Source organism: Dechloromonas hankyongensis (genome assembly GCF_022012295.1).
In the GTDB taxonomy this organism is placed as follows: domain Bacteria; phylum Pseudomonadota; class Gammaproteobacteria; order Burkholderiales; family Rhodocyclaceae; genus Azonexus; species Azonexus hankyongensis.
In genome coordinates, this window is the sequence record NZ_JAKLTN010000001.1 from 804,915 (window position 1) to 829,740 (window position 24,826).

At 62.7% G+C, this 24,826-nt stretch carries 22 protein-coding genes and 4 tRNA genes; 21 read left to right on the top strand and 5 right to left on the bottom strand.

The annotated features are described in order from the left end of the window. Window positions 1-3: 3 nt before the first annotated feature. Together LZ012_RS03825 and LZ012_RS03830 are read right to left on the bottom strand one after the other, a co-directional pair. Window positions 4-1,179 carry a D-alanyl-D-alanine carboxypeptidase family protein gene (locus tag LZ012_RS03825; RefSeq protein WP_275707724.1) on the bottom strand — a complete coding sequence of 392 codons (1,176 nt, stop codon included), beginning with the start codon at window positions 1,177-1,179 and terminating at the stop codon, window positions 4-6. Then, a complete protein-coding gene (locus LZ012_RS03830) occupies window positions 1,179-2,087 on the bottom strand; it encodes a LysR family transcriptional regulator (RefSeq protein WP_275707726.1) in 909 nt (302 codons plus the stop codon). Before LZ012_RS03830 ends, LZ012_RS03825 begins: the two co-directional genes overlap by 1 nt. Window positions 2,088-2,187: 100 nt before the next feature. Between LZ012_RS03830 and htpX the strand changes: the two genes are divergently transcribed. The 6 genes from htpX to LZ012_RS03860 all read left to right on the top strand — a co-directional run bounded on the left by htpX (window position 2,188) and on the right by LZ012_RS03860 (window position 10,166). Further along, on the top strand, window positions 2,188-3,072 hold the full coding sequence (htpX, locus tag LZ012_RS03835; protein WP_275707728.1) for a protease HtpX: 885 nt from the start codon (window positions 2,188-2,190) through the stop codon (window positions 3,070-3,072). Between the two features lie 228 nt (window positions 3,073-3,300). Then, entirely contained in the window at window positions 3,301-4,545 is a 1,245-nt protein-coding gene (locus LZ012_RS03840) for a TolC family protein (RefSeq protein ID WP_275707729.1), read from the top strand. Next, window positions 4,542-5,681, top strand: coding sequence for an efflux RND transporter periplasmic adaptor subunit (locus tag LZ012_RS03845; RefSeq protein ID WP_275707730.1), 1,140 nt, complete (start codon window positions 4,542-4,544; stop codon window positions 5,679-5,681). The genes LZ012_RS03840 and LZ012_RS03845 overlap by 4 nt, the downstream gene beginning before the upstream one ends. Further along, entirely contained in the window at window positions 5,678-8,788 is a 3,111-nt protein-coding gene (locus tag LZ012_RS03850) for an efflux RND transporter permease subunit (protein ID WP_275707731.1), read from the top strand. The genes LZ012_RS03845 and LZ012_RS03850 overlap by 4 nt, the downstream gene beginning before the upstream one ends. Beyond that, the gene (locus LZ012_RS03855; protein WP_275707732.1) at window positions 8,785-9,123 is read left to right on the top strand and encodes a P-II family nitrogen regulator; all 339 of its coding nucleotides are present in this window, start codon (window positions 8,785-8,787) and stop codon (window positions 9,121-9,123) included. The genes LZ012_RS03850 and LZ012_RS03855 overlap by 4 nt, the downstream gene beginning before the upstream one ends. A 116-nt stretch (window positions 9,124-9,239) precedes the next feature. Then, window positions 9,240-10,166: a GAF domain-containing protein gene (locus tag LZ012_RS03860; RefSeq protein ID WP_275707734.1), complete on the top strand. Its 927-nt coding sequence runs from the start codon at window positions 9,240-9,242 to the stop codon at window positions 10,164-10,166. Here LZ012_RS03860 and LZ012_RS03865 read toward each other — a convergent pair. From LZ012_RS03865 to lgt, 3 genes are read right to left on the bottom strand one after another with little or no spacing between them, the layout of a single operon-like run. Further along, window positions 10,163-10,915, bottom strand: coding sequence for a hypothetical protein (locus LZ012_RS03865; RefSeq protein WP_275707736.1), 753 nt, complete (start codon window positions 10,913-10,915; stop codon window positions 10,163-10,165). The genes LZ012_RS03860 and LZ012_RS03865 overlap by 4 nt on opposite strands. Before the next feature lie 6 nt (window positions 10,916-10,921). Further along, the gene (locus tag LZ012_RS03870; RefSeq protein ID WP_275707738.1) at window positions 10,922-11,398 is read right to left on the bottom strand and encodes a VOC family protein; all 477 of its coding nucleotides are present in this window, start codon (window positions 11,396-11,398) and stop codon (window positions 10,922-10,924) included. Between the two features lie 40 nt (window positions 11,399-11,438). Further along, window positions 11,439-12,230, bottom strand: coding sequence for a prolipoprotein diacylglyceryl transferase (gene lgt / locus LZ012_RS03875; RefSeq protein WP_275707740.1), 792 nt, complete (start codon window positions 12,228-12,230; stop codon window positions 11,439-11,441). A gap of 88 nt (window positions 12,231-12,318) precedes the next feature. Between lgt and ilvD the strand changes: the two genes are divergently transcribed. The 15 genes from ilvD (at window position 12,319) to rpoB (ending at window position 24,808) form a co-directional block, all read left to right on the top strand. Continuing rightward, window positions 12,319-14,175, top strand: a complete 1,857-nt coding sequence (gene ilvD, locus LZ012_RS03880; RefSeq protein ID WP_275707742.1) for a dihydroxy-acid dehydratase — start codon at window positions 12,319-12,321, stop codon at window positions 14,173-14,175. Continuing rightward, a complete protein-coding gene (gene rhtB, locus LZ012_RS03885) occupies window positions 14,172-14,792 on the top strand; it encodes a homoserine/homoserine lactone efflux protein (RefSeq protein ID WP_275707744.1) in 621 nt (206 codons plus the stop codon). The genes ilvD and rhtB overlap by 4 nt, the downstream gene beginning before the upstream one ends. Before the next feature lie 146 nt (window positions 14,793-14,938). Continuing rightward, on the top strand, window positions 14,939-15,247 hold the full coding sequence (locus tag LZ012_RS03890; RefSeq protein ID WP_275707746.1) for a c-type cytochrome: 309 nt from the start codon (window positions 14,939-14,941) through the stop codon (window positions 15,245-15,247). 100 nt (window positions 15,248-15,347) lie between these two features. Next, a tRNA-Tyr gene (locus LZ012_RS03895) sits at window positions 15,348-15,432 on the top strand. Window positions 15,433-15,474: 42 nt separating this feature from the next. Further along, window positions 15,475-15,548, top strand: a tRNA-Gly gene (locus LZ012_RS03900). A 30-nt stretch (window positions 15,549-15,578) separates the two neighbouring features. Next, window positions 15,579-15,653: transfer RNA gene (locus LZ012_RS03905), tRNA-Thr, on the top strand. A 52-nt stretch (window positions 15,654-15,705) separates the two neighbouring features. After that, window positions 15,706-16,896: an elongation factor Tu gene (gene tuf, locus LZ012_RS03910; RefSeq protein WP_275707748.1), complete on the top strand. Its 1,191-nt coding sequence runs from the start codon at window positions 15,706-15,708 to the stop codon at window positions 16,894-16,896. Window positions 16,897-16,959: 63 nt separating this feature from the next. Continuing rightward, a tRNA-Trp gene (locus tag LZ012_RS03915) sits at window positions 16,960-17,035 on the top strand. Between the two features lie 24 nt (window positions 17,036-17,059). Then, a complete protein-coding gene (gene secE / locus LZ012_RS03920; protein ID WP_275707750.1) occupies window positions 17,060-17,413 on the top strand; it encodes a preprotein translocase subunit SecE in 354 nt (117 codons plus the stop codon). After that, on the top strand, window positions 17,410-17,943 hold the full coding sequence (gene nusG, locus LZ012_RS03925; RefSeq protein ID WP_275707752.1) for a transcription termination/antitermination protein NusG: 534 nt from the start codon (window positions 17,410-17,412) through the stop codon (window positions 17,941-17,943). The genes secE and nusG overlap by 4 nt, the downstream gene beginning before the upstream one ends. Window positions 17,944-18,049: 106 nt before the next feature. Further along, window positions 18,050-18,481 (top strand): 50S ribosomal protein L11, encoded by a 432-nt coding sequence (gene rplK, locus LZ012_RS03930; protein WP_275707754.1) that lies wholly within the window; start codon window positions 18,050-18,052, stop codon window positions 18,479-18,481. A gap of 2 nt (window positions 18,482-18,483) precedes the next feature. Then, a complete protein-coding gene (gene rplA, locus LZ012_RS03935) occupies window positions 18,484-19,179 on the top strand; it encodes a 50S ribosomal protein L1 (RefSeq protein WP_275707756.1) in 696 nt (231 codons plus the stop codon). A 225-nt stretch (window positions 19,180-19,404) separates the two neighbouring features. Continuing rightward, window positions 19,405-19,902: a 50S ribosomal protein L10 gene (rplJ, locus tag LZ012_RS03940; RefSeq protein ID WP_150429703.1), complete on the top strand. Its 498-nt coding sequence runs from the start codon at window positions 19,405-19,407 to the stop codon at window positions 19,900-19,902. A 37-nt stretch (window positions 19,903-19,939) separates the two neighbouring features. Then, window positions 19,940-20,314 carry a 50S ribosomal protein L7/L12 gene (rplL, locus tag LZ012_RS03945; protein ID WP_150429704.1) on the top strand — a complete coding sequence of 125 codons (375 nt, stop codon included), beginning with the start codon at window positions 19,940-19,942 and terminating at the stop codon, window positions 20,312-20,314. Window positions 20,315-20,524: 210 nt separating this feature from the next. Continuing rightward, window positions 20,525-24,808, top strand: a complete 4,284-nt coding sequence (gene rpoB / locus LZ012_RS03950; RefSeq protein WP_275707758.1) for a DNA-directed RNA polymerase subunit beta — start codon at window positions 20,525-20,527, stop codon at window positions 24,806-24,808. Window positions 24,809-24,826 lie beyond the last annotated feature (18 nt).

Consider the following 24,826-nt stretch of genomic DNA (forward strand, 5'->3'; position numbering starts at 1 on the left):
GCCTTAGTTGAACCACAGGCGGATGGTGTCGATGATGCGGGTGAAGATATTGCCGAGTTCGACTTTTTCAAGGGCGACCACCGGGTATTCGCCGTACGTCTTGTCTTCGATGCTGACCTTGAGGACGCCGATTTTCTGGCCGGCTTCGACCGGGGCAATCAGGCGCGGCTCGGGCGTGAACTCGGACTTCACCTTGTCGCCGTAGCCCTTCGGCACCACCACCGACAGATCGCTGGTGAAGCCGGCCTTGACCTGGCTCTGGGCACCCTTCCAGACACGCAGCGTGGACACGGCCTGCTCCTTGGCGAACAGGGCGACAGCCTCGTAGGAAATGAAGCCCCAGTTGAGCAGCTTCTGCGATTCGCTGGCCCGGGCGCTGTCCGAGGCGGTGCCGAGGACGACGGAGAGCAGGCGGCGCTTGTCGCGCAGGGCGGAGGAAATCAGGCAGTAGCCGGCAGCCTCGGTGTGGCCGGTTTTGACGCCGTCGACCGTGGGGTCGATGAAGAGCAGGCGGTTGCGGTTTGGCTGGGTGATGTTGTTGTAGCGGAATTCCTTCATCGAGTAGTACTTGCCGTATTCGGCCGGGAAGTCTCGGATCAGCGCCGAGGCGAGCAGGGACAGGTCGCGCGCCGTGGTGTAGTGGTTGGGGTCGGGCAGGCCGGTCGAGTTCATGAAGTGGCTGTTCTTCATGCCCAGGCGCTGGGCTTCGCGGTTCATCATCTGCGCGAAGTTATCCTCGCTGCCGGCGATGCCTTCGGCCAGCGTGACGCAGGCGTCGTTGCCGGACTGCACGATCATGCCCTTGATCAGGTCTTCGACCGGAACCTGGGTGTCGACGCGGATGAACATCTTGGAACCGCCGGTGCGCCAGGCCTTTTCCGAGACCGGCAGCGGCTGTTCGAGGGACAGCATCTTCTTGTGCAGCGCAGCGAAGGTCAGGTAGGCCGTCATCAGCTTGGTCAATGATGCCGGCTCGAGGCGGTCATCCGGTTTTTCGGTGGTCAGCACCTGGTTCGAGCCGACATCGAGCAGCAGCCAGGACTTGGCGGCCAGGGCCGGCGGGACGGGAAGCTGCTGGGCGAGCGCCGACGAGGCGAGCGCAAAGCTGAGCAGGAGGGCAGCGGTCTTGCGGAACAGCGACATGGAATTTTCTTTGATGATGCGTTGGGGGAGGATCATTATACCCTCGGCTCCGGAGCCTCTTGCGGCGCTGCAGCACAGAGGGCTTCTACAGCCGGATGGCGGATGCGCCGCTCGCTGGAAATGGCGTAGATCTGTTCGCTGACCCCGGTCATGGCGCCCAGCGGCCGGGCGTCGAGCTGCTGCTCGACCTGCTCGGCGAGGACCAGGGGGGCAGGGAAAAGGCCCAAGCCGCCGCGTCCGAAAGTGTTGAGCAAGGCGCTGTCCTCGAATTCGCCGACCACCTTGGGACGGATATTGGTGTGTTCCAGCCAGCGGTCGATCCGGCCGCGCAGCGCGTTGTGGCGGGTGGGCAGCAGCAGCGGCGCGCCGTCGAGCGAGGCGGGAAAGTCTTTTGCATAGCGTTCGACCAGGGCCGGCGTGCCGAACAGACCGGTGGCGAACTCACCGAGCCGGGTACTGAACACCTTCAGGTTGCCGCCGACCGGCGCCGCGCGGTCGGTCAAGACGACATCAAGACGGTGCAGAGCGAGGTCTGCGAGCAGGGTTTCGAATTCGCCCTCGTCGCAGATCAGGCGGACGTCGGCCGGCATTTCGGTGACCGTGGACAGCAGGCGGTAGGCGAGCAGCTTGGGAATGCCGTCCGAGATGCCGGCACGCAGGCGCAGGGTGGCTTCGCTGTCGCTGTGCTGGACGGCGTCGATCAGCGCGTCGCCCAACTGGAAAATCTGGTCGGCGTAACCGAGGGCGACGCGGCCGGCGTCGCTCAGCACCAGGCCGCGCCCCTGGCTGTTGAACAGCGCCTTGCCCAGTTGTCGTTCGAGCAACGAAAGCTGGCCGGAAATGGTCTGGATCGCCACATCGAGGCGCTCGGCGGCGCGCGTGATGCTGCCTTCCTGGGCAACGACCCAGAAGTAATGCAGGTGCTTGAAATTGAGCGGAGTCATAAGTTCACAGAAAAAATCGAAGTGATGCTCAATTTTGCTCCGATTTTTTTGCTAATTGCAATGCCCTAGCATCGACCCGTTTCTCTTCAAGGAGTAAAAAATGAAACGCATTGTCCTGTTCCTGCTGACCAACCTGGCCGTGATGCTGGTGCTCAGCGTCGTCACCAGCCTGCTCGGCGTCAATAAGTTCCTGACGGCCAACGGCCTGAACGTCGGCATGTTGTTCGTTTTCGCCGCCGTGATCGGTTTTGGTGGCGCCTTCATCTCGCTGCTGATGTCGAAGACCATGGCCAAGTGGAGTACCGGCGCTCAGGTCATCGAGCATCCGAGTACGTCCACCGAGGTCTGGCTGGTCGATACCGTCGCCAAGCTGGCCAAGCGGGCTGAGCTGCCGATGCCGGAAGTGGCGATCTACGATGGCGAGCCGAACGCCTTCGCCACCGGTGCGACGAAAAACAGCTCGCTGGTCGCCGTATCCACCGGGCTGCTGCAGAGCATGACCCGCGAGGAAGCCGAAGCCGTGCTCGCGCACGAGGTCGCCCACATCGCCAACGGCGACATGGTGACGCTGACCCTGATCCAGGGCGTGGTGAACACCTTCGTCGTCTTCCTGTCGCGCATCGTCGGCTATGTGGTTGACGGCTTCCTCCGCCGCAATGACGAGGAAAGCAGCGGCCCCGGCATCGGCTACATGGTGACCAGCATGGTGTGCGAAATCGTCTTCGGCCTGCTCGCCAGCATCATCGTCGCCTGGTTTTCCCGTCAGCGCGAATTCCGTGCTGACGCGGGGGCAGCCGGCCTGATGGGCACGGCGCTGCCGATGCAGAACGCGCTGCGTCGCCTGGGCAACCTGCATACCGAACCGCTGCCGCAGAACATGGCAGCCTCCGGTATCGCTGGTGGCAAGGGTGGTTTCATGGCCTTGTTCGCCACCCACCCGCCGCTGGAAGAGCGTATCGCCGCCCTGGCTTCGCAGCGTAGCTGACCGCTGGTTGACATAAAGCTGACGCGAAACTGACGATTTGTTATGATGCGCTCCTGGTGCGTTGCACAAGACTGGTGCAGTTCTGTGCAACGCCCATCCTTTGCAGCTGGCGCGAGTTCGCTTCGCCGATCTGCGCTGTTGGTTTGAATGCTCCTACGGTCGGGCTTTTCGAGGCTACGCTGACTAATCGGCCGAACCTGGTGGCATAACGCTTGCTAAATTTCGCTCATGGTGCAACGCAATAAAATTCTCGCTCTGCTGGTCGGTGTCTGGGTTTCGGCAGCGGTCCACGCTGCCGGTCAGGAATATGCCCTGCCTGAACTGGAAAGGCTGGCTCTCGATTCGAGCCGCAGCATGATGGCGGCCCGCGAGCAGGTGTCGGCTGCCCGCTACGCCGTGCAAAGCGCCGGCGCCTTCCCCAATCCGGAAGTCGAGTACCTGACCGGGACGGCACGTTCGCGGGCGGCCGGCGGCAATTCCGGCGATGCACGCAGCGTGACGCTGACCCAGCCCATCGACCTGCCCTGGGTGCGCGCTGCGCGCATCGGTGCCGCCGAGGCGGGGTTGCAGTCCGGCGAGGCCGGTTTGCGCGCCTTCGAGGCCGACCTGCTGGCCAGCGTACGCCAGCGCTATTTCGAGGTGCTGCGCCGCAATGCCGAATTGCGCAATGCCCGGGAAGACGTCAGCCTGATGGAAAGCGTCCGCTCGCGCATTGCCCTACGCGTCGAGACCGGCGAAGCGCCGCGCTTCGAACTGATCAAGGCTGATGCAGAAATGCTGAATGCCCAGAAGTCGTTGCAGGCCGCCGGTTTCCGTGCCGAGCAGGCGCGTTCGCACCTGCGCCAAAGCGTCGGTCCCGGTCTGCCGGCCGACTATTCCCTGCGCGGCGCCTTGCGCGAAGTGCCGGATGTGCCGCCCATCGAGACCGTGCGCCAGGCACTGCCTGCCGACAGCCCGGCTCTGGCACGCAGCCGCGCCGAAGTGAGCCGGGCCGAGCGCCAGCTCGAATTCGAGCGCCGGCAGCGCTGGCCCAGCCTGGCAGTGAAGGGCGGCTACGACGACGACCCGGACATGCGCACCTCACGCGTCGGTGTCGTGCTGACCGTGCCATTGTGGGATCGCCGCAGCGGTCCGGTCGGCGAGGCCTCGGCACAACTCGCCCGTTCCCGCCACGAACTGGCGGCCCAGGAGTTCTCGCTGGATCAGCAGTTGGCGGTGGCCTACCAGCAATACGAGATCGCCCAGGCCCAGGTCACGGCGCTCGAGTCGGGCATCGTCAAGCAGGCCGAGAACGCGCTGCGCGTGGCGGAAGCGGCCTACCGCTTCGGCGAACGCGGTTTTCTGGAAGTGCTCGACGCGCAACGGGTTTTCCGGGCCGCGCGTGCCGAGTTGATTGCTGCCCGTTACGAATTGGCGGCGGCTTGGGTCGAAATCGAACGACTGCGGGCCAGCCCGGGAGGTAAAACCGAATGAAGAGAATACTGGTGCTGATCATGGCGGCGGCACTGCTGGCCGCGTGCAACAAGGAAAGCGACAAGGCGGCGGTCCAGCAGGTCCAGGATCCGATGACCGTGGCGCCGTCGGCCGAACTGCTCGCCCAACTCAAGCTGGCCGAAGTGATCCGCCAGCCGGTGGCCGAGACCTTGCGCGTAGCGGGGCGGATCGACTTCGACGAACAACGTCTGGCGCGCATCGGCGCGACAATTACCGGGCGGGTCACCGATATCGACGCCTGGCTTGGGCAGGATGTGAAAAGGGGCGACGTGCTGGCCCGCCTGAACAGCAGCCAACTCTCCGAGCAGCAGCTGGCCTACCTGAAGGCGCGCGCCCAGCTCGAACTGAACCGCCGCAATGCCGAGCGCGCCAAGGCGCTGTTCGAGGCCGACGTGATCGGCGCCGCCGAACTGCAGCGCCGGGAAAGCGAATACAAGATTTCCCAAGCCGAAACCCGTGCCGCCGCCGACCAGTTGCAATTGCTTGGAGTCAGCGCGGCCGCCATCGAGCGCCTGGGCAAGCAGGGCGAGGTCAATTCGGTGACGCCGGTGGTCGCCACGCTGAGCGGCGTGGTGGTAGAACGCAAGCTGGCCCAGGGCCAAGTGGTGCAGCCGGCCGATGCGCTGTTCGTAGTCGCCGACCTGTCGCGCTTGTGGGCGGTTGCCCAGGTGCCCGAGCAGCAGGTCAGCCAGGTTACGGCGGGGCAGACCGTCAATATCGAGGTGCCGGCGCTGGGCAACGAAAAGCTGGTCGGCAAGCTGATCTTCGTCGGCCAGACCATCGATCCGGAAACGCGGACGGTGCTGGTACGCACCGAGCTGGACAACCGCGACGGCCGCCTGAAGCCGGCCATGCTGGCGTCGATGCTGATCGAGGCCAAGCCGGTCGAGCGGCTGGTCGTGGCGGCCAGCGCCGTGGTTCGGCAGAACGACGAGGACTATGTCTTCGCGGCCGAGGGCGATGGCGCCTTCCGCCTGGTCAAGGTCAAGCTCGGCCCCGAGCAAGGCGGCATGCGGGTCGTGCTCGGCGGCCTGAAGGGCGGCGAGAAGCTGGTCATTGACGGCGCCTTTCACCTGAACAACGAGCGTAACCGCAAGGAAATGGAGGGGACGTGATCGAATCTCTCGTCCGTGCGGCGCTCAAGCAGCGTCTGATCGTCGCGGTCATTGCCGCCGTCCTCTTTTTCTTCGGCTTGAACGCCGCGCAGAAGCTGTCGGTCGATGCCTTCCCCGACGTGACCAATATTCAGGTCCAGATCGCCACCGAGGCGCCGGGCCGCTCGCCGGAAGAGGTCGAACGCTTCGCCACCGTGCCGCTGGAAGTAGCGATGACCGGCCTGCCCGGGCTGGAGGAAATGCGCTCACTGAACAAGCCCGGCCTGTCGCTGATCACCCTGGTGTTCTCCGACAAGACCGACGTCTATTTTGCCCGCCAGCTGGTCATGGAACGCCTGCTCGAGGTCGGCTCGCGCCTGCCGCCGGGCATCGCGCCGGTCCTCGGCCCGGTATCCACCGGCCTCGGCGAGGTCTATCAATACACGCTGGAGCGCGCCGACGACGGCGACAAGGCGCTGGGCGAAGAGGAATTGATGAAGCGGCGTGTCGCCCAGGACTGGGTGGTGCGGCCGCTGCTGCGCTCGATTCCCGGCGTCGCTGAAATCAATTCGCAGGGCGGCTTTGCTAAGCAGTACCAGGTCCTGGTCAATCCGGAAAAGCTGCGCCACTTCGGCCTGTCGGTGGCCGATGTCTATCGGGCGGTGGGCAGCAACAACGCCAACGCCGGCGGCGGCGTGCTGCCGCAGTATGCCGAGCAGTACCTGATCCGCGGCATCGGCCTGGTGCGCGATGTCGAGGACTTGCGCGCCATTGTGCTCAAGGAGAAGGACGGCGTGCCGGTCTATGTGCGCGACGTGGCCGAGGTGCAGATCGGCCACGAGGTGCGCCAAGGCGCGGTGATCAAGAACGGCGTTACCGAGGCGGTGGGCGGCGTGGTGATGATGATCGCCGGCGGCAACGCCAAGGAGGTGGTCAGCCGCATCAAGGACCGGGTTGAGGAAATCAACCGCAAGGGCATGCTGCCCGACGGCCTGAAAATCGTCCCTTATTACGACCGCTCGGAACTGGTCGATGCAGCGCTGTGGACGGTGACCAAGGTGCTGCTCGAAGGCGTGGCGCTGGTCGTCGTCGTGCTCTTCCTGTTCCTCGGCGACGTCCGTTCGTCGCTGATTGTGGTCGGCACGCTGGTCCTGACCCCGCTCCTGACTTTCATGGCGATGAACAAGCTGGGCATTTCGGCCAACCTGATGTCGCTCGGCGGCTTGGCCATCGCCATCGGCCTGATGGTCGACGGCTCGGTGGTGGTGGTCGAGAACGCCTTCCTGCAACTGGGACGGATGGCGAAGAGCGGCGACAGCCAGACCCGCGTCATCCTGCGCGCCGTGGTCGAGGTGGCGACGCCGGTCATCTTCGGCGTCGGCATCATCATCCTCGTCTTCCTGCCGCTGATGACGCTGCAGGGCATGGAGGGCAAGATGTTCGCGCCGCTCGCCTACACCATCGCCATCGCGCTCGGCATTTCACTGATCCTGTCGATGACGCTGACCCCGGTGATGTCCACCTACCTGCTCAAGCCGCCGGCCCATGACGGCGATCACGACACCCGGCTGATCGCGGCGATGAAGGGCCGCTACCTGAAGATGCTGCACTGGGCGCTGGGCAACGAGCGCAAGACTGTCGCGCTGGCCGTCGGCGCCTTCGCGCTGACCGTCGGCATGCTGCCCTTCCTGGGCACCGCCTTCATCCCGGAAATGAAGGAAGGTTCGGTGGTGCCCGGCATCAACCGGGTGCCCAACATCTCGCTCGACGAGTCGATCAAGATGGAAATGGAGGCCATGCGGCTGGTCATGCAGGTTCCCGGGGTCAAGTCGGCGGTGTCCGGCGTTGGCCGCGGCGAATCGCCGGCCGACCCGCAGGGGCCGAACGAGTCGACTCCCATCGTCAGTCTGAAGCCGCGCAGCGAGTGGCCGTCCGGCTGGACCCAGGACGACATCCAGGACGCCATGCGTGAGAAATTGAAGGCGCTGCCCGGCGTGCAGATTGTCATGGCGCAGCCGATTTCCGACCGCGTCGACGAAATGGTCACCGGCGTGCGCTCGGATATCGCCGTCAAGGTCTTCGGCGACGATCTCGATCAGCTGAAGAAAGTCGCCGGCCAGATCGGCAAGGTCGCCCAGAGCCTGCAGGGCGCGCAGGACTTGCGCATCGAGCGGATCAGCGGCCAGCAGTACCTGTCCGTCGAAATCGACCGCCAGGCCATCGCCCGACTGGGCATCAATGTCTCCGACGTCAATGACCTGCTCGAAACGGCGGTCGGCGGCAAGGTGGCGACCGAAATTTTCGAGGGCGAACGCCGCTTCCCCGGTGTCGTGCGCCTGCCGGAGCGCTTCCGCAACAACGTCGAGGCCATTTCCAACATCCTGATCACCTCGGGCAGTGGCGCCCAGGCCCGTCTGGCCGATGTCGCCAAGATCAGCGTGCTCGACGGCCCGGCGCAGATTTCCCGCGAACTGGGCAAGCGCCGCATCGTGGTTGGCGTCAACGTCAAGGACAGGGACCTCGGCAGTTTCGTTGCCGAACTGCAGCAGAAGGTGGAAAAGCAGGTCAAGCTGCCCGATGGCTACTACCTCGAATGGGGTGGCCAGTTCCAGAACATGGAGCGGGCGCTCGGTCACTTGAAGATCATCATCCCGATCACCATCGCGGCGATTTTCTTCCTGCTCTTCCTGCTCTTCAATTCGCTGCGCTTCGCGACGCTGATCATCACGGTGCTGCCCTTCGCGTCCATCGGCGGCATCGTCGGCCTGTTCGTCACCGGCGAATATCTGTCGGTGCCGGCTTCGGTCGGTTTCATAGCCCTCTGGGGCATCGCCGTGCTCAATGGCGTGGTGCTGGTGTCGTACATCCGCGGCCTGCGCGAAGAAGGGCGCAATGTACGCGAGGCGGTGGTCGAGGGCGCCAAACTGCGCTTCCGGCCGGTGATGATGACGGCCACCGTGGCCATGCTCGGCCTGATCCCCTTCCTGTTCTCGACGGGGCCAGGTTCCGAGGTACAAAGACCGCTGGCCATCGTGGTCATCGGCGGACTGATTACATCGACCCTGCTGACGCTGGTGGTGCTGCCCACCCTCTATCGCTGGTTCGACGAAGAAGGAGTCGAAGCATGAAGGAAATCAAGGCGATCATCCGCCCCAACAAGTTGCCGGTCCTGCGCGATGCGCTAGTCGTGCTGCCCGGCTTTCCCGGCATGACGGTGAGCAAGGTCGAAGGGTGCAGTGCACCGACCCGGCACATCCCGGCCAAGGTCAAGATCAAGGACGAACTGACCGACTACACGCCCAAGGTGCGCGTCGAAATCGTCGCCCCGGATGAGGTGGCGGAGGCCATCTTCCAGCGCATCACCGAAATCGCCCAGACCGGCCATTACGGCGATGGCTTGGTGTGGATCACCGAAGTCGACAAAGCGGCCTTTGTTTTCAAGACGACGCCGGGGCCGGACTGATCGGGAATGCAATTGTCACTTTCGTTAAATGTGGTGAAATTCACAGACTATCGGGGTGAGAATCACTAAAATCGAGACTGTCACCATGGCGCCACGAGCGCGAATACAGTCTCAGCATGATGGAAAACTCGTCCGATCTCGTCGCCGGCACCGCCTTGATGTCGGCGGACGACCTGCAACAGGGCATTGCCAGCCTTTCGCGCGGCGCCTATTTCCGGGAAGCCTCGCTCGACATGATGCTCAGCATCCTGACCGAGTCGGCGGCCACGACCTGCGGCGTCGAGCGCGCCAGCATCTGGGCGCTGACCGACGATCAGCGGGAACTCCGTTGCCTCGAACTGTTTGAACGTTCCGCCGGCAAGCACAGCAGCGGCAACACCATCGATGCCATCGGCCATCCGGCCTATTTCCGCGCCCTGCGCGAAGGTAGCTGCATTGCCGTCGACGACGTCTATGTGCATCCGCTGACTGCCGAATTCGTCAGCTATTACCTGCCGCGCCACCGGATTACCGCCTTGCTGGCGACGCCCATCCATATCCGCGGCGAATTGCAGGGCGTTTTCTGCCTGGAGCAGGTCGGCACCCGCCAGCCGTGGGCCAGTGCTCACCGGCTTTTCGCCCAGGCGGTAGCCAATCTGGTGGCCATGGCCCTGGTCGAATACGAGGCCGAGGAAGCCAAGCGTCAGGCTCTGGTGGCCAGGGAGCAACTACGCGCCGTTATCAACGCCTCGCAGGACGCGATGCTGCTGGCCGACGGCCACAGCGGCGAAATTCTTGACGTCAATCGCCAGGCCGAAGCCTTGACCGGACGTACGCGCGAGGAATTGCTCGGCCGCCACTACGGCAGCCTCTATGCCGCCGAACAGCAGAAGACGGTGGCCGGCGAGGTGCTGCGCATGCTCGCAGGCCGCACCGGGGCCAGCCTGTTGGCCGCCGAAGTCCAGCGCAGCGACGGGCGCAAGATCCCGGTCAGCGTGTCGGCGAAGGGAACTGAACTGAGCGACGGTCGCTGCCTCGCCCTGAGCGTTCTCCGCGCCGCTTAAACCACAACGGCGTCGATACTGGCGCTGAGCGTGTGCAGCAGCGCGTCGAGGGCATCCCGCGCTGCGGGGCTATCGAGTTCGCTGCCGTGCCGGGTGACGCATTCGGCGAACTGGCGAGCCAGATGCATGACCCCCCAGATTTCCAGCATTTCCGCATGCTGGGCCAGTTTCAGCGCTTCGCTGGCCAATACGTAGGCATCGGGGGGCAGGGCGGCCAGCGCGTCGCGCAACATTTCCAGCTGCTCGTGCGCTTCGTCCACAAATAATTGATCGACTACCGTCGACCGTTCGCTGTCGTTCAGCGACGATGCCGCGCTCTCCAGCCGCTCGGCAAAGTGGTGGGCACGCTCGGCGAAGGCCCCATGCTCCAGTCCGTCCGGTTCGTGCAGGCATTCGATGGCGCCGGTCAAGGCGGCGATCAGTCGGGGTGACGGATCGCCATCCTCCAGCCGGTCTGCCGCGCCGGCCAGCGCTTCGCCCAGGCGCAGGCAATCCGCGTCGGCGGTTTCGAGGGCAATGGCGTAGAGATTGAAGATGGCCGGGCGGATATCATCACCGCCGGTGCCGTGCCGATTCGACCAGGCCTGGTCCAGACGTTTGCAACCGTCGCACCAGCGCTCGTTGAGCTTGGTGTCAAAGCGGGCAGGGCGGGACTTGGCCACCCAGGGCAGGATGGCGGCGGTCGCGTCCAACAGCGGAGCGAACGCCGCCCGGGATTCCTCGAGATCGTCCTCGGGGAGATCGTCCATTTTTCCTTAGTTGCCGGCCAGCTTGGCAAAGGCCGAAACCACCTCCGGCGGCGCCTGGACCAGTTCGATCAGCACGCCTTCGCCGCCGATAGGGAATTCCTCGTTGCCCTTCGGATGCAGGAAGGTGATGTCAAAACCAGCGGCGCCCTTGCGGATGCCGCCCGGCGCGAAGCGCACGCCGTTGGCCGACAGCCATTCGACGGCCTTGGGCAGATCGTCGATCCACAGGCCGACGTGGTTGAGCGGCGTGGCATGCACGGCCGGCTTCTTTTCCGGATCGAGCGGCTGCATCAGGTCGACTTCGACCTTGAACGGGCCCGTACCCATGGCGCAGATGTCCTCGTCGACGTTCTCGCGCTCGGAAACGAAGGTGCTGGTGATTTCCAGGCCGAATTTGTCGACCCACAGCGTGCGCAGCTTTTCCTTGGAGGGGCCGCCGATGGCGATTTGCTGGATGCCGAGAACCTTGAACGGACGTGTCATGACTGGATTCCTGTCTTGGGTTGAAGAACGTAATCCATAATTATAGGGCTTTCTTCCGGTAGGCAAATACCACCAGGCCGACCCCGGTCAGGATCATCGGCAGGGACAGCCACTGCCCCATGCTGATGGTGTAGGACTGCCCGAAAATACCATTGTCCGGTTCGCGGAAAAACTCGGTGATGAAGCGGAAGGCGCCGTAGCCAATCAGGAAAACGCCGGACGCCGCAGCCCGCGGCCGGGCCTTGCCGGTGAATAGCCAGAGAATGACGAACAACGACAGGCCTTCGAGTCCGACATGGTAGAGCTGCGACGGGTGGCGCGGCTGCATGTCGCCCGACTGCGGGAAGATCATCGCCCACGGCAGGCTGGGGTCGGCGACGCGGCCCCACAGCTCGCCGTTGATGAAATTGCCGATGCGCCCGGCGGCCAGGCCGAGCGGCACCAGCGGCGCAACGAAGTCCATCACGTCGAACCAGTTCAGGGCATATTTGCGCGTCCACAGGCCCATCGCGACGAGAACGCCGAGGAAGCCGCCGTGAAAGCTCATGCCGCCCTTCCAGACGGCGACGATTTCCAGCGGGTTGGAGAGGTAGTAGCCCGGTTCGTAGAACAAGACCTGGCCGAGCCGGCCGCCGACAATGACGCCGAGCATGCCGTAGAACAACAGGTCGTCAAGTTGTTCCACGGTCAGGAAGCCGGGCCGCTGTTTGATCCGGTAACGGCCGAGCAAAATAAATTGAACAAAGGCGACCAGATACATCAAACCGTACCAACGCACGGAAAGCGGGCCGACAGAAAAGGCGACGGGGTCGAACTGCGGGTGGAGAAGCATCGCAAGCACAGAGTGGGCTAGAATTAGCCGATTATAGTTCGCGCCCGTGACAACACCGTGGCGTTCAGTTTCAGACGGAGAGAGAGCCATGCCGCAATATCGTTCCCACACTTCCACCCATGGTCGCAACATGGCCGGCGCCCGCGCCCTGTGGCGCGCTACCGGCATGAAGGATGGCGACTTCGGCAAGCCGATCATCGCGGTGGTCAACAGCTTCACGCAGTTCGTGCCGGGCCACGTCCATCTGAAGGACCTGGGCCAGATGGTGGCACGTGAAATCGAAGCGGCCGGCGGCATCGCCAAGGAATTCAACACCATCGCCATCGATGACGGCATCGCCATGGGCCACAGCGGCATGCTGTACTCGCTGCCCAGCCGCGACCTGATCGCCGACTCGGTCGAATACATGGTCAACGCCCATTGTGCCGACGCCATGGTCTGCATCTCCAACTGCGACAAGATCACCCCGGGCATGCTGATGGCCGCCATGCGCCTGAACATCCCGGTCGTCTTCGTTTCCGGCGGCCCGATGGAAGCCGGCAAGGTCAAGCTGCAGGACCAGATCGTCCACCTCGACCTCGTCGATGCCATGGTCAAGGCCGCCGACGCCAGCGTCTCGCAGGCCGATCTCGACGAAATCGAGCGTTCCGCCTGTCCGACCTGCGGTTCGTGCTCCGGCATGTTCACCGCCAATTCGATGAACTGCCTGACCGAAGCGCTCGGCCTGTCCCTGCCCGGCAACGGCACCGTCGTCGCTACCCATGCCGACCGCCAGCAACTCTTCCTGCGCGCCGGGCGTCTGGCCGTCGAGCTGTGCAAGCGCTACTACGAGCAGGACGACGCCTCTGTGCTGCCGCGCTCGATCGCCACCCGCGGCGCCTTCGAAAACGCCATGACCCTCGACGTGGCGATGGGCGGCTCGACCAACACCGTGCTGCACATCCTGGCTGCCGCGCAGGAAGCCGGCGTCGATTTCACCATGGCCGACATCGACCGCATTTCGCGTTCGGTGCCCTGCCTGTGCAAGGTGGCGCCGATGACCGACAAGTACCACATCGAGGACGTGCACCGCGCCGGCGGCATCATGGGCATCCTCGGCGAACTTGACCGCGCCGGCCTGCTCCATCGCGACGCGCCGACCGTCCACGCCAAGAACCTGGGCGAAGCGATCGATCGTTGGGACGTGGTGCGCGAACACGACGTCAAGGTGCATGAATTCTTCAAGGCGGCGCCGGGTGGCGTGCCGACCCAGGTGGCCTTCTCGCAGGATCGCCGCTTCACCGAACTCGATCTCGATCGCACCCACGGCTGCATCCGCAACAAGGCCAACGCCTATTCCAAGGACGGCGGCCTGGCCGTTCTTTACGGCAACATCGCGGTCGACGGCTGCATCGTCAAGACCGCCGGCGTCGATGAGTCGATCTGGAAATTCACCGGCCGCGCCCGCGTCTTCGAGAGCCAGGATTCGGCCGTCGAAGGCATCCTGGCCGGCCAGATCGTTGCCGGTGACGTCGTCGTCATCCGCTACGAAGGCCCGAAGGGCGGCCCGGGCATGCAGGAAATGCTCTATCCGACCTCTTACCTGAAGTCGATGGGCTTGGGCAAGGAATGCGCCCTGCTCACCGACGGCCGCTTCTCCGGCGGCACCTCCGGCCTGTCCATCGGCCACGCCTCGCCGGAAGCGGCAGACGGCGGCGCCATCGGCCTGGTGGAAGAGGGCGACACCATCGAGATCGACATCCCGAATCGCCGCATTCACTTGGCGGTGTCCGACGATACGCTGGCCCAGCGCCGCGCCGCCATGGACGCCAGGGGCGACGCCGCCTGGCACCCGGTTGATCGCCAGCGCAAGGTTTCGGCCGCCCTGCAGGCCTATGCCCTGATGGCCACTTCGGCCGACAAGGGCGCGGTGCGCGACGTCACGCTGATCGAGCGCCGCAAATGACGCTCACCGTCTGGTTCGGGTTCCTGCTGGCGGCGATCGTCATCGCCGTCACGCCCGGGCCGGGCGCCGTGATCAGCATGACCACCGGCCTGCGCCACGGGTACTGGACGGCGCTGGTCACCATTCTGGGATTACAGGTGGCGCTGCTGATACAGCTGCTGATCGTCGCCCTCGGCCTGGGCGCCTTGCTGGCGACCTCGGAAGTGGCGTTTTCCGCGATCAAGTTCCTGGGGGCGGGTTACCTGATCTGGCTCGGTATCCAAAAATGGCGCTCGCCGGTCGTTCCGCTCGATGCCGACGTGCCGGCGATTCCCCGCAAGGGGGCTTTCCTGCAGGGAATCCTGGTCAATCTGACCAACCCCAAGGCCATGATCTTCATCGGCGCGCTGGTCCCGCAATTCGTCGATCCGGCACAACCGCAGGCTGCGCAATATCTCGTCATCGCAGCAACCCTGTGCCTGACCGACGTGCTGGTCATGTCCGGCTACGCCGTGGCGGCCTCCCGCCTGGGGCGGTGGTTGCACGATCCGCGCAGCATCCGGGCGCAAAACAGATTTTTTGGCGGCTTGTTCGTGTCGGCGGGGGCGTTGCTGGCTATTTCATCGCGGCCGTCCTGAGTTATTGTCAACCGACGGCGCGAATGAGCCGTTATTTGCTCGCGGATGACCTCGCGGGACCGTCTTTCCCCGTGTTTGCAAGGGACCGAAAAGGGTTTTATCATCCGCCCTGATGTAACCACCAACCCGAAGAATGGAGCGAGAGAATGAAAGCTGTTTATGTTGCCATGATGGCTGCTGCTGGTATCGTGATGGCCGGTCAGGCCCAGGCTGACGAAGCGCTGGCCAAGGCCAAGAACTGCATGTCCTGCCACGCCATCGACAAGAAGCTGGTTGGCCCGGCTTACAAGGATGTTGCCGCCAAGTACAAGGGTGATGCCAAGGCTCCGGCCATGCTGGCTGCCAAGGTCAAGGCCGGTGGCAAGGGCACCTGGGGCGAAATCCCGATGCCGCCGAACAACGTCACCGACGAAGAAGCCAAGAAGCTGGTGACCTGGATCCTGTCCCTGAAGTAATTTTCAGGCGCAAATACCCCGAAAGCCGGCTATATGCCGGCTTTTCTGTTTTTGGGTGTTGACAGGGTGTGCAGTCGTCTGGATAATCTCGGGTTCTTCCGGAGGGATACCCAAGCGGTCAACGGGAACAGACTGTAAATCTGTCGGCTCAGCCTTCGAAGGTTCGAATCCTTCTCCCTCCACCAGATTGAATGCTGTAGCGGCCAGTGCTGCGGGCGTAGGGTTTTGCGGGTGTAGCTCAATGGTAGAGCTGAAGCCTTCCAAGCTTAAGACGAGGGTTCGATTCCCTTCACCCGCTCCACGACACGGTACGGCTGGAGTTTTAAGGTAGGCCCATGTGGCTCAGTGGTAGAGCACTCCCTTGGTAAGGGAGAGGTCGGCAGTTCGATCCTGCCCATGGGCACCACCGATTAGCTTGGATTCTGGATTTTTATTTATCTGATTATTGAGGAACTGGAATGGCTAAGGAAAAATTCGAGCGTACGAAACCGCACGTAAACGTTGGCACGATTGGTCACGTTGACCACGGCAAGACCACGCTGACCGCTGCGATCACCACCGTGCTGTCTGCCAAGTTCGGCGGCGCTGCCAAGAAATACGACGAAATCGACGCTGCGCCGGAAGAAAAGGCCCGCGGTATTACGATTAACACCGCCCACGTCGAATACGAAACCGCCAACCGTCACTACGCCCACGTTGACTGCCCGGGCCACGCCGACTACGTCAAGAACATGATCACCGGTGCCGCCCAGATGGACGGCGCCATCCTGGTCTGTTCCGCCGCTGACGGCCCGATGCCGCAAACCCGCGAACACATCCTGCTCGCCCGCCAAGTTGGCGTGCCGTACGTTCTCGTGTTCATGAACAAGTGCGACATGGTCGACGACGCCGAGCTGCTCGAGCTGGTCGAAATGGAACTGCGCGAGCTGCTCTCCAAGTACGACTTCCCGGGCGACGACACCCCGATCATCCACGGCTCCGCACTGAAGGCCCTGGAAGGCGACCAGTCCGAAATCGGCGAGCCGTCCATCTTCCGTCTGGCTGACGCCCTGGACTCCTACATCCCGACCCCGGAGCGCGCTGTCGACATGCCGTTCCTGATGCCGGTCGAGGACGTCTTCTCCATCTCCGGTCGCGGTACCGTTGTGACCGGTCGTGTTGAGCGCGGCATCGTCAAGGTTGGCGAGGAAATCGAAATCGTTGGTATCCGTCCGACCCAGAAGACCACCTGTACCGGTGTCGAAATGTTCCGCAAGCTGCTCGACCAAGGTCAGGCCGGCGACAACATTGGCGCCCTGCTGCGTGGCACCAAGCGTGAAGACGTCGAGCGTGGTCAAGTCCTGTGCAAGCCGGGCTCCATCACCCCGCACACCCACTTCACGGGCGAAGTGTATGTTCTGTCCAAGGACGAAGGTGGTCGTCACACCCCGTTCTTCAACAACTACCGTCCGCAGTTCTACTTCCGCACCACCGACGTGACCGGTGCAATCTCGCTGCCGGAAGGCGTTGAAATGGTCATGCCTGGTGACAACATCCAGATGACGGTCAAGCTGATCGCTCCGATCGCCATGGAAGAAGGTCTGCGCTTCGCCATCCGCGAAGGCGGTCGTACCGTCGGCGCCGGCGTCGTAGCCAAGATCATCGAGTAATCGATAGCTGTAAAAGTTGCAAAGGCGCTCCGGGGAACCGGGGCGCTTTAGTGTCTCTGCTGCAGGGGTGTAGCTCAATTGGTAGAGCGCCGGTTTCCAAAACCGAAGGTCGGGGGTTCGATTCCCTCCGCCCCTGCCACTCTCTTTAAAGATCGCGAACGTCATGGCTGACAAGATCAAGTTTGCGCTGGCGCTGGTTATTCTGGCGGCCGGCGTGGCTGGCTTCTATCTGCTCTCCGAGCAGGCAATGATTTTGCGCGTCCTGGCGGTCCTCGTTGGGTTGGCGCTGGCAGTTGTCGTGGCTTGGAAAACTGAGCCGGGTCAGCGCTTCTTCATTTTTGGCAACGAGGCAGTGGTCGAGGCCAAGAAGGTCGTCTGGCCGACTCGCAAGGAAACCATGCAGACCACCGGGGCGGTTTTCGCCTTTGTCGTGGTTATGGCGGTCTTCCTGTATCTGACTGACAAGAGCCTCGAATGGGTTCTCTACGACCTGGTGCTGGGCTGGAAGAAATCATGAGCAAACGCTGGTACGTCGTACACGCCTACTCCGGCTTCGAAAAGAGTGTAATGCGCGCCATTCAGGAGCGCATTACCCGTTTGGGCATGCAGGAAAAGTTCGGCCGGATTCTCGTTCCGGTCGAAGAAGTGGTTGAAATGAAGGGTGGTCAGAAGGCCATTTCCGAGCGCAAGTTCTTCCCGGGCTATGTGCTGTGCGAAATGGACATGGATGACGATTCCTGGCATCTGGTCAAGAACACCCCGAAGGTTACGGGCTTCGTCGGCGGTACCGCCACCAAGCCGACGCCGATTTCCCAGAAGGAAGTCGACAAGATTATGCAGCAGATGCAGGAGGGTGTCGAAAAGCCCCGTCCCAAGGTGCTGTTCGAAGTTGGCGAGGTCGTTCGCGTCAAGGAAGGTCCTTTCACCGACTTCCATGGCTCGGTCGAGGACGTCAATTACGAAAAGAATCGCCTGCGTGTGTCGGTGACCATTTTTGGTCGCGCCACGCCGGTAGAGCTGGAATTCGGTCAGGTCGAAAAAGCCTGATCCTGGTTTTAGGGTCGGCCGGAAACCCTGATTTCGGCAAGAGGAGCGTCAGTAGTCGGCAGTCCTGCGACCAAAGCGCGCTACCACTCATAATTTAGGAGCAATCATGGCCAAGAAAATTGTAGGCTTCATCAAGCTGCAAGTGCCGGCCGGCAAGGCGAATCCGTCGCCCCCGATCGGTCCCGCGCTGGGTCAGCGCGGTCTGAACATCATGGAATTCTGCAAGGCGTTCAACGCCCAGACCCAAGGCGTCGAGCCGGGCCTGCCGATTCCGGTTGTCATCACTGCTTATGCGGACAAGTCCTTCACCTTCGTGATGAAGACCCCGCCGGCGACCATCCTGATCAAGAAGGCTGCTGGTATCAAGTCTGGTTCGGCCAAGCCGCACACCGACAAGGTCGGCAAGATCACCCGCGCCCAGTGCGAGGAAATCGCCAAGACCAAGATGCCTGACCTGACCGCTGCCGACATGGAAGCAGCTATTCGAACCATCGCCGGCTCCGCCCGCTCGATGGGCATCACGGTGGAGGGTCTGTAATCATGGCCAAGCTCACGAAGAAACAAAAAGCCCTGGCTGACAAGGTCGTTGCGCAGAAGCTGTACCCGCTGCAGCAAGCGCTGACCCTGGCCAAGGAAACCGCCACTGCCAAGTTCGACGAATCGATCGACGTGGCCGTCAACCTCGGCGTTGATGCACGTAAGTCCGACCAGGTCGTTCGCGGCTCCGTCGTTTTGCCGGCCGGTACCGGCAAGTCCGTTCGCGTCGCCGTGTTCGCCCAGGGCGACAAGGCTGAAGCCGCCAAGGCTGCCGGCGCCGAAGTCGTCGGTTTTGACGACCTGGCTGCCGAAGTCAAGGCCGGCAACCTGAACTTCGATGTCGTCATCGCCACCCCGGATGCCATGAAGGTCGTCGGCCAACTCGGTCAGATCCTCGGTCCGCGCGGCCTGATGCCGAACCCGAAAGTCGGTACCGTGACCATGGACGTCGCCACCGCCGTCAAGAACGCCAAGGCCGGTCAGGTGCAGTACCGCACCGACAAGGCTGGTATCGTTCACGCCACCATCGGTCGCGCTTCCTTCTCCGTCGAGAGCCTGGAAAGCAACCTGAAGGCGCTGATCGACGCGCTGAACAAGGCCAAGCCGGCTTCTTCCAAGGGTCAATACCTGAAGAAGATCGCCGTCTCCGCCACCATGGGCCCCGGCGTTCGCGTCGACCAGGCTACGGTGCTGGCTTAATAGAACTTTGGGCTGCAGATTTTCGCTTCGGCGGAGGTCTGCAGATCGTCAAAGACCGCAGGCGCCCCCGCAACGGGGCTTAATCGCGAAAGCAACCTGCGCAGACGGTGTCCCCGAACAAGATTTTCTGCTGACCGGCAACGGGCAGCATAGCTTCTGGTTCAGGTCGCCGTAAGGGCGATGGAATTTTTCCATCGTGTTATGACTTGAAAGGAGGAAAGACCCGTGGGTCTCAATCTGAACGACAAAAAAGCGGTTGTAGCTGAGGTGTCGGCACAAGTGGCCAACGCTCAGACCATCGTCGTCGCCGAATACCGTGGCATCGAGGTTACCGACCTCACCGTGCTGCGCAAGAAGGCACGCGAGTCTGGCGTTTACCTGCGTGTGTTGAAGAACACCTTGGTACGTCGCGCGGTCGCGGGCACTGAGTTCGCTGGCCTGGCTGACCAAATGGTCGGACCGCTGATTTACAGCGTTTCCGCCGACCCGGTGGCCGCTGCGAAGGTCCTTGCCGACTTCGCCAAAACCAACGACAAGCTCGTCCTGAAGGCCGGTTCCTACGCCGGCAAGGTGCTCGACAAGGCAGGCGTTCAAGCGCTCGCTTCCGTCCCGAGCCGCGAAGAGCTGCTCTCCAAGCTGCTGTACGTCATGCAAGCTCCGGTCGCCGGCTTCGTCCGCGGTCTGGCTGCACTGGCCACCCAGCGCGAAGAAGCTGCCGCTTAACCGTACCGCTTACGAACTGATTTAGGAGTTATTTGAAATGGCAATTAGCAAAGAAGACATCCTGGAAGCCGTTGGCTCCCTGACCGTTATGGAACTGAATGACCTGGTCAAGGCATTCGAAGAGAAGTTTGGCGTTTCCGCCGCTGCCGTCGCCGTCGCCGGCCCGGCTGGTGGTGGCGCTGCTGCCGCTGCTGAAGAACAGACCGAATTCACCGTCGTCCTGACCGGCGCTGGTGACAAGAAGGTTGAAGTCATCAAGGTCGTTCGTGCTGCTACCGGCCTGGGCCTGAAGGAAGCCAAGGACCTAGTTGACGGCGCTCCGAAGCCGGTCAAGGAAGGCATTGCCAAGGCTGACGCTGAAGCCCTCAAGAAGCAACTGGAAGACGCTGGCGCCAAGGTCGAAATCAAGTAATCGACTTTTGCCCTCGGGGCTGGCGGCAAAAACCGCCAGCCCTTTTGTGCTTTGTAAAACAGGTTAGACCGAAATACTGCAAGCGACGTTGAACACTGCCAGCCGGCAAACGCAAACCGAACTTTTCTCTTTCTGCGAAGAGAGGGGAGTCCGTTTGCGTTTGCCTGTTTCCACAGGTTTTATGTTTGATTTCATCCTCACGGAGTTACCATGACTTACTCCTTCACCGAGAAGAAACGCATCCGCAAGAGCTTCGCCAAGCGCGCCAGTGTCTTGGACGTTCCTTACTTGTTGGCGACCCAACTGCAGTCTTTCAAGGACTTCCTGCAAGACGAGGTGGCCCCGGAAAAACGTAAGAACGAAGGCCTGCAGGCTGCGTTTACCTCGATTTTCCCGATCGTTTCGCATTCCGGCAACGCTCGCCTGGAGTTCGTCAGCTACATGCTGGGCGAGCCGGCCTTCGACGTGACCGAGTGTCACCAGCGCGGCCTGACCTTCGCGTCGTCGCTGCGCGCCAAGGTCCGCCTGGTCATCATGGACCGCGAAGCTCCGGATACCGTGAAGGAAGTGAAGGAACAGGAAGTCTACATGGGTGAAATTCCCCTGATGACGACCAACGGCTCTTTTGTGATCAATGGTACCGAGCGGGTCATCGTTTCCCAGCTGCACCGCTCGCCGGGCGTGTTCTTCGAGCACGACCGCGGCAAGACCCACAGCTCGGGCAAGCTGCTCTTCTCGGCACGCGTCATTCCCTACCGCGGTTCCTGGCTGGACTTCGAATTCGATCCGAAGGACACCCTGTTCTTCCGCGTCGACCGGCGCCGCAAGATGCCGGTCACCACGCTGCTCAAGGCCATCGGCATGTCGTCCGAGGAAATCCTGGCCCAGTTCTTCGAATTCGACACCTTCCTGCTCGGCAAGGACAAGGTCGAATTCACGCTGGTCCCGGAACGCCTGCGCGGTGAAGTGGCCCGCTTCGATTTCGTTGGCCCGGACGGCAAGCTGATCGTCGCCAAGGACAAGCGCATCACCGCCAAGCACATCCGTGAGATCGGCGCTGCCGGCATCAAGCAGATCGCCGTGCCGGACGAATTCCTGGTCGGCCGCGTTGTCGCCAAGAACATCATCGACAAGGCCACCGGCGAAGTCGTGGCCAATGCCAACGACGAAATCACCGAGACCCTGCTCGCCAAGCTGCGCGAAGCCGACATCCTGACCGTCGAGACCCTGTACACCAACGATCTCGATCGTGGCGCCTTCATCTCGAACACCCTGCGTGCCGACGAAACCGCCACCCGCCAGGCTGCCCGCATCGCCATCTATCGCATGATGCGTCCGGGTGAGCCGCCGACGGAAGAAGCGGTTGAAATCCTGTTCAACGGCCTGTTCTACTCCGACGAGCGCTACGACCTGTCCGGCGTCGGCCGCATGAAGTTCAACCGTCGCCTGTCACGTCAGGACGTCATCGAATACAAGCTGATGGTCAAGGGCCTGGCCTCCAAGGCCGAAGCAGCCCTGAAGAACCTGGCCGAAGCCTCCGGCTTTGCCCTGTCGGCGATTCAGGATCTGGTCAGCCTGCTGCCGTTCGGCGCCCGTGCCATGATCGAGAACTCGACGCAAGCCGAAGCCGAGGCGCTGGCCGCCAAGCTGAAGCCGCTGGGCGCCAATATCGAAGTCCGCGAACAGCTGACCCTGTCGCCGCGCGACATCGTCGACGTGATCCGCATCCTGGTCGAGCTGCGCAATGGCCGCGGCGAAATCGACGACATCGATCACCTCGGCAATCGCCGCGTGCGTTCGGTCGGCGAACTGGCCGAGAACCAGTTCCGCGCCGGTCTGGTCCGCGTCGAACGCGCCGTCAAGGAGCGTCTGTCGCAGGCCGAATCCGACAACCTGATGCCGCACGACCTGATCAACGCCAAGCCGATCAGCGCCGCCATCAAGGAATTCTTCGGTTCCAGCCAGCTGTCGCAGTTCATGGACCAGACCAATCCGCTGTCGGAAATCACCCACAAGCGCCGCGTTTCGGCTCTGGGCCCGGGCGGTCTGACCCGCGAGCGCGCCGGCTTCGAAGTCCGCGACGTGCATCCGACCCACTACGGCCGCGTCTGCCCGATCGAAACGCCGGAAGGTCCGAACATTGGTCTGATCAACTCGCTGGCTCTGTTCGCCCGCGTGAACAGCTACGGCTTCATCGAAACCGCCTACCGCAAGGTCAATGACGGCCAGGTGACCAACGACATCGAGTACCTGTCGGCCATCGAAGAAGGCAACTACGTCGTCGCTCAGGCCAACGCCGCGCTGGATGGCGAAGGCCGCCTGTCCGACGACCTCGTCACCTGCCGTGAAAAGGGCGAAACCATCCTCGCCGAGCCGTCGCGCGTTCAGTACATGGACGTGGCCCCGGGCCAGATCGTTTCCGTCGCCGCCTCACTAATTCCGTTCCTCGAGCACGACGACGCGAACCGCGCGCTGATGGGCGCCAACATGCAGCGTCAGGCCGTTCCCTGCCTGCGTCCGGAAAAGCCGCTGGTCGGTACCGGTATCGAGCGCACCGTGGCGGTTGACTCGGGTACGGCCGTCGTCGCCCTGCGTGGCGGCAAGGTCGACTATGTCGATGCCGGCCGCGTCGTGGTCCGCGTCAATGACGACGAAACCATCGCCGGCGAAGTCGGTGTCGACATCTACAACCTGGTCAAGTACACCCGTTCCAACCAGAACACCAACATCAACCAGCGCCCGATGGTCAAGGTTGGTGACGTGATCGCCAAGGGCGACGTGGTGGCCGACGGTGCCTCTACCGACAAGGGCGAACTCGCCCTCGGCCAGAACATGCTGATCGCCTTCATGCCGTGGAACGGCTACAACTTCGAAGACTCGATCCTGATCTCCGAACGCGTCGTCGCCGAAGACCGCTACACCTCGATCCACATTGAGGAATTGACGGTCGTCGCCCGCGACACCAAGCTCGGACCTGAAGAAATCACCCGCGACATCGCCTCTCTCGGCGAAGCCCAGCTCTCCCGTCTGGACGATTCCGGCATCGTGTACATCGGTGCCGAAGTCGAAGCTGGCGACGTGCTGGTCGGCAAGGTCACGCCGAAGGGCGAAACCCAGCTGACGCCGGAAGAGAAGCTGCTGCGCGCCATCTTCGGCGAGAAGGCTTCCGACGTGAAGGACACCTCGCTGCGCGTGCCGTCCGGCATCGCCGGTACCGTCATTGACGTCCAGGTGTTCACCCGCGAAGGCATCGAGCGCGACAAGCGTGCCCAGTCGATCATCGACGAGCACCTGCGTCACTACAAGCTCGACCTCGCCGACCAGATGCGTATCGTCGAACGCGACGCCTTTGAGCGTGTCGGTCGTCTGATCCTCGGCAAGAAGGCCAATGGCGGCCCGAAGAAGCTGGCCAAGGGCTCGGTCATCGAGCAGTCCTACCTGGACGGCATGGACCCGCACCACTGGTTCGACATTCGCCTGTCCGACGACGAAGCTGCCCAGCAGCTCGAGCAGGTCAAGGACGGTCTGGAGCAAGCCCGCAAGGACTTCGACATCGCTTTCGAAGCCAAGCGCAAGAAGCTGACCCAGGGCGACGAACTGCCGCCGGGCGTGCAGAAGATGGTCAAGGTCTACGTGGCCGTCAAGCGTCGTCTGCAGCCGGGCGACAAGATGGCCGGTCGTCACGGTAACAAGGGCGTCGTCTCGCGCATCCTGCCGGTCGAGGACATGCCGCACATGGAAGACGGCAGCCCGGTCGACATCGTGCTGAACCCGCTCGGCGTGCCGTCCCGAATGAACGTTGGTCAGATTCTTGAAGTCCACCTCGGCCTCGCCGCCAAGGGCCTCGGCCACAAGATCGGCGCCATGCTGCGTGCCCAGTCCAGCGTCAAGGAAGTCCGCGGCTTCCTCGACAAGGTCTATAACTCGAACGGCAAGTCCGAGGATCTCGACCAGCTGAACGACGCCGAAGTGATGGAAATGGCCGGCAACCTGACCACCGGCGTGCCGTTCGCCACCCCGGTGTTCGACGGTGCCAAGGAAGAGGAAATCAAGGCCATGCTGGCGCTCGCCGGCATGCCGTCCTCCGGCCAGATGACCCTGTTTGACGGCCGTACCGGTGAAGCTTTCGAGCGTCAGGTCACGGTCGGCTACATGCATTACCTGAAGCTGCACCACTTGGTCGATGACAAGATGCACGCCCGTTCGACTGGCCCGTACTCGCTGGTTACCCAGCAGCCACTGGGCGGCAAGGCACAGTTCGGCGGCCAGCGCTTCGGCGAAATGGAAGTGTGGGCGCTCGAAGCCTACGGCGCTTCCTACGTGCTGCAGGAAATGTTGACCGTCAAGTCCGACGACGTGAATGGCCGTACCAAGGTGTACGAAAACATCGTCAAGGGCGAGCACCGTATCGATGCCGGCATGCCGGAATCCTTCAACGTGCTGGTCAAGGAAATCCGTTCGCTGGCGATCGACATCGATCTGGAACGTTACTGATTCAGGGCTTAGGAGTTA